Here is an 11479-nt window from a genome sequence, read left to right as displayed (position 1 = left end):
GACACGCGGCATCGTGCCGGTGCCGCGTGATTTCGACTGAAGAAGGAAGGGTAAGGCCGTGCGCTATATAGGAAAGGTGTTCGGGCTGCTGCTTGGATTCGCGACGTTGCCGGAGAAATCCAGACGGGATTTCCTCACGAAGCTGAACGAATTCATGATGATGTCGCCGTCGCAGAAGCGGCGGGCCATCACCGAGTGGCAGCACGCCGCGGGCGATGGAGCGGATGAACCGGGCAAGTCAGTGGACAAACGATAGACAGGCTGCGGCTCGGGCCACCCCGCAGGGCAGAACGGATCGACGGCGTTGGGGCGCCGTCGATTGGGCGTGCATGGGCGGCGGATCGCCGAAAGGGTCTGCCGCGGCAAGGCCGTGCCCGGTCACGGCGGATGGCGAGGCGACTATTGCGTCGAGCCCCGGCCGCTGTGCGTGGCCGCACGCCGGTGCTCCCGGTCGCACTCCGTCGCATTGAGGCAACGCAGAACCCGCCTATTATCTTAAAATTACGCTGCGCACCGCCCGGTTCGCTGAACACCGCAACGCGATCGTGTTGCGAGATGGATTCGAATCCCGGCGCGTCGCACAACATGGCACGTCGGGCCGCGTGTATCGGGAGAAGAATAGAGATGGATGAATTTTTTGTGCGAGTGATGGTGGCAGACGATCATCCATCGTCCGCACTCGGGATGTCGCAGGCACTCGCGGGCAGCAGCACGATCAGGCTGCTCGGTACTGTCTCGAATTCGACCGACCTGGTGGCGATGCTCGACGAGCAGCAGAGCGACGTGCTCGTCGTCGACTACGTGATGCCCGGCGGCAAGTATGGCGACGGTCTCGCGTTGCTGTCGTTTTTGCAGCGCCGCTATCCCGCGCTTCATCTCGTGACGATCACGATGATCGACAACCCGAGCGTGCTGCATGCGATTCAGCGGCAGGGTGTCGGATGCATCCTCAGCAAATCCGACGCGATTTCGCATCTGGTTGGCGCGGTACACGCCGCTTACGTCGGCGCGAATTATCTGTCTCCGTTCGTCAAGCAATTGCTGGAGGGCACCGAGTCGTCGTCGGGCACACGGGTGCTGACGGCCCGCGAGATCGAAGTCGTGCGACTTTACGGGGCCGGCCTGACGGTGGGTGAGATCGCCGTTCAGCTTCACCGCAGCAAGCAGACGATCAGTTCGCAGAAGTCGAGCGCGATGAAGAAGCTCGGCATCGTGCGCGATGCCGACCTGATCCGCTACGCCAGTGAAGGCAAGCTCCCGGACATGCCCGGCGCCGACGCGCCGGCGCACGGCGAATAGCGGCATGCGATGCGCGATCCGGTGTCGGTTCCGGCGGCGAGCAACGGCTGCCGGCACACGTTTCGGCACGCGATAGTCGATGCCCGCCAAACTGAAGCGATTCGCCAGCCAGGTCGCCCATGCCGGCCGCAAGCCGTTCGATCCCGGCCGGGTGCGCCGTCAGCAGCAGTTCCTGCTGTATGGCGGCGGGATCGCGGTCACGCTGTTCATTCTGATTTGCGCCGCGCTTGTCGTGCGGCTCGACGTGCAGGACTATCGCGCGCAGGCGCGCTCGACTTTCCTGTACCGGGAAGCGCAGTTCTTCGGGAGCATGCAGGCGGTCGACATGGTGCTGGCGACCTACGGGAGCCGGATCGAGCAGCTCTGGAATCAGGGCGCACGGCCGTCGCCCGACGCGCTGACACAATTCTCGGCGGCGGGCGGTGTGCTGGGCGCAAGCAACGGCGCGGGTGGCGAGACGCTACTCGCCTTGGCGGAAATCACGCCGGATCGCCCCGCCGCATCGTATGCTGGCTATCTCGGTGCGTTGCTCGGCCTGTTCCGGAAGGACGACCGGTTGGTCCCGACGCAACCCTCTGCGCTTACATCCGACACCGAACCGTTCGGTGGCTACCTGATCGGGCTCGATGGCCGGTTTCTCGCCGTCGTGGGGCCGGGGCTCGTCGCACGCGCCCGTTCGCTCGGGCCGGGCATCGATCTGACGGCGCTGATTGCCCGGACGATGCCGACCGGGGTCGCGAAACAGAAGGCGTTCATTCAGAGCCGGCTGGTCATGCTCGATCGCCGTTTCGACCCGTTGTCCGGACGGGACGTCGTGCGGTTCGCGCGTCGGCTCGACGACGCGGCCGGACGGCCGTTCGGATGGCTCGTCGTCAACGGGGCGTACCGGGTCGACGATGCGATGGTGCCGCGTTCCGACGATGAGGACGTCGCGGTCGTCGACGCGCGCGGGAACATCGTCTTCGGGCGCGAGCGCGACCCGGCGATGATCGAGCGCGCGCTGCGCGACGCGCGCGAACCGTTAGGCGAAAACGTGGCCGTGCGACGGCGCGGCGCGCGCTTCATCGTCTACGATCGCTTGCCCGGGTCCAGCCTCGTCGTGATGACGACTTTCTCGTGGCGCAGCGTATTGACGGCAACCCTCGTCAGCTTGAGCGTCACGCTCGGCGCCGCGCTGTTCGGCATCGTGCTGCTCTGGTCGACGATCGTGCTGTTCGATCGCCGCGCGCTGCGTCCGGCGAACCGGCGCGCGATCCGCCTGATCGAGAGCGAGGCATTCAACCGGACGCTGATCCGCCACGCGCCGGCCGGGCTGCTGCTGCTGTCGGTGACGGACGGCGAGACGATGCTGCGCAACGATGCGGTGCTCGCATACGACCGCGGCGTGCCCGGGCTGTCGCTCGGCAAGCGCATCTGGCAGGCCTACCGCGAGCGCCACGCGGGCAGCAGCGCCCGGCGCGGCGTCATGCAGCACGAACTGGCGATCGAGCACCCGGATCACGACACGGTCTATCTGGCGGCACAGGTCGTGCGAACCCGGTTCCGTGGCGTCGATGTGTTGCTGTGCACCTTGACCGACGTCACCGCCCGCAAGCTGACGGAAGACAAACTGAAGGAAGCGCGCATGGCGGCGGATGATGCGAACAAGGCGAAATCGACGTTCCTCGCGACGATGAGCCACGAGATTCGCACGCCGCTGAACGCGATCGTCGGCAACCTCGAGCTGATGGCGCGCGCCACGCTGCCGTCGATGGAGCAGCGCCGGCTGCAGACGGTCATGTCGTCGTCGGATGCGTTGCTGCGCGTGATCAACGACGTGCTCGATCTGTCGAAGGTCGAATCCAACCAGATGGCGCTGGAAGCGGTTCCGTTCGATGTGCGTGCCGTTCTGCACGACGTCGCGGCGATCTTCCGCCCGCTCGCGGACGCGAAGCATCTCGCGCTCGAATGCCGGATCGCGCCGGAACTGGCCGACGGCTACGTCGGCGACCCGAGCCGCCTGCGTCAGATCGTGTCGAATCTCGTCAGCAACGCGATCAAGTTTACCGAGCACGGCAGCGTGACGATCGATGCGCGCTTGGCCGGCGCATCGGGCGACCGGCGCGGCGTCGAGATCGCGGTGCGCGATACCGGGATCGGCATTCCTCCGGAAGGCCTGCCGACGTTGTTCGATGTGTACGTTCAGACCGATCCGTCGATCTACCGGCGCTTCGGCGGCACGGGGCTCGGGCTGCCGCTTTGCCTGCGTCTCGTGCGGCTGATGCAGGGCGATCTGACCGTCGCGAGCCGGCCAGGCTCGGGCACGACGTTCACGGCGTCGCTGCCGCTGTCCGACGCGCCGCACGGGTGGCGGGCCGCGTTCGACGAGCCGGAACCCGGGGCGCCGCCGCTGCCGATCCTTGCGGACGACGAGACCCCGCTACGCGTGCTCGTGGCGGAGGATCATCCTGCGAGCCGCACGCTGCTGCGCGATCAGCTGGATGCGCTGCATTGCGACGCCACGCTCGTCGCGAATGGCGTCGAGGCGATGCGTGCGTACTTCCAGCAGCCGTTCGACGTGGTGCTGACCGATCTCGGCATGCCCGAACTCGACGGCTTCGCGCTCGCGAATTTCCTGCGCGAGCAGGGTGCGACCGTGCCGGTGATCGCGATGACCGCGCATGCGACCGACGAGGACCGGCGCCGCTGCGTGCAGGTGGGGGCGGTGGAAGTCGTGCTCAAGCCGTTGTCGATCGATGCGCTCGAGGCGGTGTTGCGTCGGCACGGGGGGCGTGGTGCGGCGGAGACCGGCGCTCGTCCGGCCGATTTCAGCGGTCGAACGCCGCCGGTGATGACCGACGAAATCCGCGAGAAATTGCGGGCTGCGACGCTGCGCTCGCTCGCGGCGATTGACGAGGCGCTGCCGCGCGGCGACGCCGTTCCTGTCAGGATCGAGCTGCACTCGATGCGGGGCGGCTTCGCGCTTGCCGACAATACCGAAGCGCGCGACGCCTGCGCAGCCATGGAGCGTATCGTGAACGAGGGCGGAGCCGAGGCGCTCCGGGCTCACTGGGTTGCGTTCCGCAGCGAGATCGAACGGCATCTCGAGCGTTGACTCCGGGGCGCAGCCGTTCGGCGCTCAGGCCAGGTCTGGCCGAAGCCCGCGCGTGGCCGCACGACTGATAACTCATCGTAAAGGTCGGCACTGCAAATGCCGTGGCGACCTTTACGATGAGCTACCAGTAAGGTGGCGGGCCGGTTTCGAATGGCCCGGACCGGAAACGAGATGGCCGGCAGTTTCGTCGAAGCCGCCGGCCATTGATTTTTCCGCCCCCCACTTTTGAAACGAGCGGGGGCCGTCACGCCAAACCCTACGGTTTCAACGCACCATTATCAGTCGACGGGACCGTACTGCCACCGTCCGTCGATCTTGCCGAAACTCATGCCGACCGTCGAATAGGGCTGGCCCGGGCCGCTGGCCGAGCTGGTTTCGATGTGGCCGCTCTCCGTATTGAACCCCACCAGTCGGCCCCAGTAAAACGGACCGTAGACCGGCGACACCAGGTTCAGACGGCTGCTCGACGTCGAGGCCCGGATCGTGCCGGCGTTTTCACCGACCAGGCCGCCCAGGTTCGAACGGGTGCCCGCAATCGTGCCGGTGGACGATGCATCCTCGATGAGGGCGTCCTTGTCGTTCAGGCCCGCCAGGCCGCCGACGTTCGAGTCGTCCGCCGCAGCATTGCCCGACGCCGACGCATGACGCACGATCGCCTTGTTGCCGCGGTTCGCGCCCACCAGTCCGCCGGCACGGCTACCGTTGCCGGCCGTCACGTCGACGGCGGCCTGCACGGTGTCCAGCAGCCCCGTGTTCAGGCCCACGAGCCCGCCAACGTCGCTCCCATCTCCTGCGCTTGCCTTGCCTTCGGCGCGCGCGTTCGACACGGTGCCGTCGTTGGTACCGACGAGCCCGCCCACGTGGCTGTTGCGGCCGGCCTTCACCGTGGCCGTGGCGTGCGCGTTGCGGATCGTGCCGCGGTTCGCGCCGGCCAGGCCGCCGACATGGCCGCTCGCGAGGTCGGTCACGTCACCGGTCGAGCGCACGTCGTCCAGCGTGCCGCGCGCGTTTTCGCCGATGAAGCCGCCGATCGCCTTCGCACCGGCGGCCGTGACCGAGCCGGAGGCGGACGCGTTCGCGATCGTGCCGCCGTCGCGGTTCTTGCCGACGAAGCCGCCGACATACCCGCCTTTGCCTGCCGTGACCGTGGCGGAGGTCGACGCGTCGCGAATCGTGCCGTAGTTGACGCCGACGAAGCCGCCGGTGCTCGTGTTGTCGCGACCGGACACGCGCCCGCCGCTCGACGAGCGAACGATGCGGCCGCCGTTCATCCCGACGAGCCCGCCGGCACTCTGCACGTCAGGGTTGAACTGCTGGTCGAGCGGGATGCCGGGGCGGCCGGCGAGCGTGACGTCGGCGAAGGCTTCGCTGTCGGCGATCGTGCCGACGTTGGAGCCGACCAGCCCACCCACGATGAACGCGTTGTTGCTGCCGGATACGCGCCCGGCGAAGCGCGCGCGATCGATGGTCCCGACGTTCCGGCCGACGAGGCCGCCCATCTGGACCGTGTCGCTGCCGTTGTACGACACGCTCATGTTTTTCGCGGTGACGTTGGTGATGCGTCCGCCCAGATTGTCGCCGACGAGGCCGCCGACGAACGCAGCGCGGGCGGCCGAGGTGCCGTCGACGACGAGCGAATCGAGCGTCAGGTTCGCGAGCGTGCCGCTGCTTTGCCCGAACAGGCCGATGTTCGGGCCGGTGTTGGTGATCGACAGCCGGCTGATCGTGTTGCCGAGGCCGTCGAACACGCCGTGGAACGCGCGGTCGCCGCCGATGCTGCGGAAGCTCGCGTTCGCGCCGTCGATCGTGTTGCCGATCACGTAGCGGCCGCCCAGGTTCGCATCGATGCTGCGCAGGTCGGCAACGGTATGCAATACCTTGTAGTCCTCGCCGTTCGCGCGGAACGACGCGTTGTCGCCGGACAGCGTCACGACGGCTTTGTCGTTCAGCGTATGACCGTTCTTCGCGTTGAGCTCGAGGTGCGCGTTGCGGCCGGTGAGCTTGACTGCTTCGTTGATACGGATCTTGTCGGCGGCATTGACGTTCAGGCTGGCGTTGGCGCCAGTGGCGGACAGCGCCTGCTGCAGATCGACGTTGCCCTTCTGCGAGGTCAGCGTGAGCGAGCGATCGCTGTTCCAGGCGACCGGGCCGCTAACCGTCAGGTCGCCTTGCGTGTTGGTCAGTGCGACGTTGGTGGTGCCGAGGTTGAGCGACAGCGTGTCGGCGTCGATCGACGCGCCGTCCGGATAGAGGCTGTCGGCCTGGTTGCGTGCGACGCCCGCGTTGGCGGCTTCGACGGTCCAGGTGCCGGCGGTGTCGCCGGCGCGCGTGTCGACTGTGGTGTCGCGTGCGACGCGAACCTGTTCGCCGCGCGTGATGACGGAGCCGGCCGGTGCGCCGGCTTCGGCCGCGCTCGTATCGAGCTTGCCAGCGACCTTGACGGTGCCGCCGTCGAGCGTGATCTTGCCGGCGCGGTTGGCGAGGCCCTTCGCTTCGATCGTGCCGGTGTTGTTGACCACGGCGTTCAGCAGGTTGCCGGCCGCGTGCGCGGTCATCAGCACTTCGCCGCCGTCGGCTTTCAGCAAACCGCCGTTGGTGGCCTGCGCGTCGACCGCACCGCCCTCGACCTGCAGGCTGAGCAGGTCGTTGCCGTCGAAGTTGACCTTGAACGCGTTGCCGGCGCCGAGCGCGACGCGGCCCATCTTCGCCTGGATCACGCCGTTGTTGGACACGCGCGCGCCGAGCAGCGCGACGCTGCCGCCGTCGGCGGCGGTGATGTGGCCGTCGTTGACGATCGACGCGGTGGAGTGACCGGAGAAGCGATAGTTGCCGGCGAGGAAGTCGGTGTCGGCGATGTTCTGGGTGGACGCGACGAGGCCGCCGACGTTGATCTGCGCGCCGGAGCCGAACAGCACGCCGTTGGGGTTGACGAGGAAGACCTTGCCGTTGGCGTCGAGCTGGCCCTGAATCTGGCTGCCGTTGTTGCCGACCACGCGGTTCAGCGCGATCGACTGCTTGCCGGGTTGATGGAACGCGACGCGCTCGTTGCCGGCGATGCTGAAGTCGTTCCAGTTGGTGATGAGCTTGTCGGTGTGCTGGTTGATGGACATCGACTTGCCGTCGTTTTCGCGAATGATGTCGGCCTTGCCGGCGGTGATGTTCTCGCCGGTGGGCAGTGCGAAGGTGGGCAGGGCAGTGAAGCCAAGCAGGGAGAGGACGGCGGCGGCGCGCTTGGCGCTGCCGGGCTTGGCGCGGCGGCGCGCGGTTTCCCCGACTGCGCTCCAGCATCCCTGGGTCTGGTTCCAGACCAATGCGTAGGTCTTGTTCATCGTTTCGTTATCCAGATTGAGTTTCATGAACCCGGCCGACCGTGAAGGCCGGTCGACCGAGGGTGACAACCGGCGGCCTCGCGGCCGCCGGCTACGAGCGGACAGGCCGCTCGCAACAGGCGACGGCGTCCGGCATGCCGTTCAGGCGGCGGAGCCGGAACCGTCCGGGTTCAGGCTCAGGGCTTCACCTGGCCATAGTTCACGCCGACCAGCGCGCCGTAGGACTGGTCGTAGCCAGCCTTCACGTCGACGCGGCTGGTGCTCGACGAGCCGTAGACGAAGCCGAAGTTACCGCCGACGAGCCCGCCCAACCGCGCGTACCGGCCGCCGGAAACCGTGCCGCTCGACGACGAGGCGGTGATGACACCGGCATTGCTGCCGACGAGGCCGCCGACGTAGCTGGCGTCGCCGCCCTTGACGGATCCCGTCGCGCGCGACTGGTCGATCTTCCCGAGCAGACTGCCGACGAGGCCGCCGACCTGGCTCTGCCGGCCGGCTTCGACGTCGCCCGATGCGGTCGATCGTGCGATGTCGCCGCTTTCGTTGGCGCCGACGAGGCCGCCGGCCGACGAGAAGTCGCCGGCCTTCACCGCGCCGGTGGCACGGGAATCGGCGATCGTCCCGAGGTTACGGCCTGCGAGGCCGCCCGCCTTGCTCGATTGCCCGGCCACTACCTTGCCGTTGGCGCTCGACGTGCGGATGATGCCGGTGTTGACCCCCACGAGGCCGCCTGCCGAGCTGTTGTTCAGCACGGTGACGTTGCCCGACGCGTTGGAGGAGTCGAGCGTGCCGGCGTTGATCCCGGCAAAGCCGCCCGCCGTGCTGTTGTAGCCCGCGACCACTTCGCCGGATGCGTCGGATGCCTCGATGCGGCCGCCGTTCGTGCCGACGAAGCCGCCGACCGTGCTGTTGTGGTCGCCGTCCACGTTGCCGGTCGCCTGCGAGGTCTCGATGAAGCCGAGGTTTTCGCCGACGAAGCCGCCGAGCGTCGATTGGCCCGCGGCGCGGAGGTGACCTTGCGCAACGGATGCATGGATACGGCCCGCCTTGCCGTTGCGCCCGACGAAGCCGCCGGCGAGGCTGTCTGCACCGGCGACGACGTTGCCCGTCGCGGTCGACGCGTCGATGTCGCCGTCGTTGTAGCCGGCGAAGCCGCCCGCGGCCACGGCCTTGTTGCCCGCCGTCACGTTGCCGTTGGCTTGTGACGTCCGGATTCGGCCGCTGTTCGAGCCGACGAGGCCGCCGACCGTGCTGGACGCCGCCGCGAACACGTCGCCGTCGGCCGTGGAGGAATCGATGTCGCCCAGGTTCACCCCTGCGAGACCGCCCGCGACGCTGCGTTCGCCGACGCTGACCTTGCCGCTGGCGCGCGATGCCGTGATGGTGGCCATGTTGATGCCGACGAGCCCGCCCGCCACGGCATTGTTGCGTGCGGTCACGCTGGCAGACGACGAGGACTGCTTGACGATGCCGTTGCCGTCGTTGATGCCGACGAGCCCGCCGACCTGCGCGTTGGCGCCTGTCGCGTTGATGGTGCCGGCACTCGACGAGCGCTCGATCATGCCGGTGTTGTACCCGACCAGGCCGCCCGTGGCGCCGTCGTGCGCGGCGTTGATGCGCACGTCGGCCTGGCTGTCGCGAATCAGCGCCGAGACCGGCGGCTTGTTCAGCAGCGTCAGGTTCTCGCCCACGAGGCCGCCAACCGTATTCGCGTAGCGATCGGTGTCGATGCGGCCGGACACGCTGGCGCGCTCGATCGTGCCGCCATAGTTCGAGCCGACGAGACCGCCGACGAATGCGGGCCCGGTCGTCGAGACCGTGACGTTTTCGGCCGTCACGTTCGAGATCGTGCCCGAGTTGCTGCCGGCGAGCGTGCCGACCGAAATCGGCGAGCCATACGGCAGACCCGATGCGACCGTCACGATGTCGCGCAGGCTGAGGTTGGCGATGCGGCCGGCGTTGTGCGAGAACAGGCCGACGGTCATTTTGCCGGGGTTGGAAATGTTCAGGCGACTGACCGTATTGCCGAGGCCGTCGAACACGCCGTAGAACGCGCTGTCGGCCGCGATGCTGCGGAAGCTCGCGTTCGCGCCGTCGATCGTGTTGCCGATCACGTAGCGGCCGCCCGGGTTCGCATCGATGCTGCGCAGGTCGGCGACCGTATGCAGCACCTTATAGTCCTCGCCGTTCGAGCGGAACGACGCATTGTCGCCGGACAGCGTCACGGCCGCCTTGTTGTTCAGCGTATGGCCGTTCTTCGCGTTGAGTTCGAGATGCGCATTGCGGCCGGTGAGCTTGACTGCTTCGTTGATACGGATCTTGTCGGCGGCATTGACGTTCAGGCTGGCGTTGGCGCCAGTGGCGGACAGCGCCTGCTGCAGATCGACGTTGCCCTTCTGCGAGGTCAGCGTGAGCGAGCGGTCGCTGTTCCACGCGACCGGGCCGCCGACCGTCAGGTCGCCTTGCGTGTTGGTCAGCGCGACGTTGGTGGTGTCGAGATTGCGCGAGAGGGTGTCGGCGCCGATCGAACGATCGCCGTTTACGCCCGCGTTGGCGGCCTCGATGGTCCAGGTGCCGGCGGCGTTGCCCGCGCGCGTGTCGATGCGGGTATCGGCGGCGACGTCGACGCGCTCGCCGCGCGTGATGACGGAGCCGGCCGGTGCGCCGGCTTCGGCCGCGCTCGTATCGAGCTTGCCAGCGACCTTGACGGTGCCGCCGTCGAGCGTGATCTTGCCGGCATGGCTGGCAAGGCCCTTCGCTTCGATCGTGCCGGTGTTGTTGACCACGGCGTTCAGCAGGTTGCCGGCCGCGTGCGCGGTCATCAGCACTTCGCCGCCGTCGGCTTTCAGCAAACCGCCGTTGGTGGCCTGCGCGTCGACCGCACCGCCCTCGACCTGCAGGCTGAGCAGGTCGTTGCCGTCGAAGTTGACCTTGAACGCGTTGCCGGCGCCGAGCGCGACGCGGCCCATCTTCGCCTGGATCACGCCGTTGTTGGACACGCGCGCGCCGAGCAGCGCGACGCTGCCGCCGTCGGCGGCGGTGATGTGGCCGTCGTTGACGATCGACGCGGTGGAGTGACCGGAGAAGCGATAGTTGCCGGCGAGGAAGTCGGCGTCGGCGATGTTCTGGGTGGACGCGACGAGGCCGCCGACGTTGATCTGCGCGCCGGAGCCGAACAGCACGCCGTTGGGGTTGACGAGGAAGACCTTGCCGTTGGCGTCGAGCTGGCCCTGAATCTGGCTGCCGTTGTTGCCGACCACGCGGTTCAGCGCGATCGACTGCTTGCCGGGTTGATGGAACGCGACGCGCTCGTTGCCGGCGATGCTGAAGTCGTTCCAGTTGGTGATGAGCTTGTCGGTGTGCTGGTTGATGGACATCGACTTGCCGTCGTTTTCGCGAATGATGTCGGCCTTGCCGGCGGTGATGTTCTCGCCGGTGGGCAGTGCGAAGGCGGGCAGGGCAGTGAAGCCAAGCAGGGAGAGGACGGCGGCGGCGCGCTTGGCGCTGCCGGGCTTGGCGCGGCGGCGCGCGGTTTCCCCGACTGCGCTCCAGCATCCCTGGGTCTGGTTCCAGACCAGTGCGTAGGTCTTGTTCATGAGATTGTTGTTCCTATGGAAAGGTACAGGGTGTTCGCTTCGTATCGATACGTATACCTAACGAAACGGGAAAGGCCGAAGGCATGCAGGACGCACGCTTTCGACGATGCGGGCGACGGGGCCGCCCGTGCTACTTGCGGCTCGCTCCTGCCTGGCGGGCC

Annotated in this window: 5 protein-coding genes; 3 read left to right on the top strand and 2 right to left on the bottom strand. The window is 67.5% G+C overall.

Translation table 11 applies throughout. From position 1 onward, the window contains the following. Positions 1–67: 67 nt before the first annotated feature. From JYG37_RS24090 to JYG37_RS24080, 3 genes are all read left to right on the top strand, one after another. Complete coding sequence (locus JYG37_RS24090) at positions 68–256, top strand: hypothetical protein (protein WP_205781944.1); 189 nt, start codon at positions 68–70, stop codon at positions 254–256. 368 nt (positions 257–624) lie between these two features. Beyond that, positions 625–1299: a response regulator gene (locus JYG37_RS24085; protein ID WP_050018240.1), complete on the top strand. Its 675-nt coding sequence runs from the start codon at positions 625–627 to the stop codon at positions 1297–1299. 79 nt (positions 1300–1378) lie between these two features. Further along, positions 1379–4393 carry a hybrid sensor histidine kinase/response regulator gene (locus JYG37_RS24080; RefSeq protein ID WP_213346585.1) on the top strand — a complete coding sequence of 1005 codons (3015 nt, stop codon included), beginning with the start codon at positions 1379–1381 and terminating at the stop codon, positions 4391–4393. Between the two features lie 278 nt (positions 4394–4671). Here the strand turns inward: JYG37_RS24080 and JYG37_RS24075 are convergent, their stop codons facing one another. Next, on the bottom strand, positions 4672–7722 hold the full coding sequence (locus tag JYG37_RS24075) for a two-partner secretion domain-containing protein (RefSeq protein ID WP_213346583.1): 3051 nt from the start codon (positions 7720–7722) through the stop codon (positions 4672–4674). A gap of 176 nt (positions 7723–7898) precedes the next feature. Further along, positions 7899–11318, bottom strand: coding sequence for a GLUG motif-containing protein (locus tag JYG37_RS24070; protein ID WP_213346581.1), 3420 nt, complete (start codon positions 11316–11318; stop codon positions 7899–7901). Positions 11319–11479 lie beyond the last annotated feature (161 nt).

It is taken from the genome of Burkholderia sp. LAS2 (assembly GCF_018417615.1).
Lineage (GTDB): Bacteria > Pseudomonadota > Gammaproteobacteria > Burkholderiales > Burkholderiaceae > Burkholderia > Burkholderia sola.
This window is presented reverse-complemented; position numbering and strand designations above follow the sequence as displayed.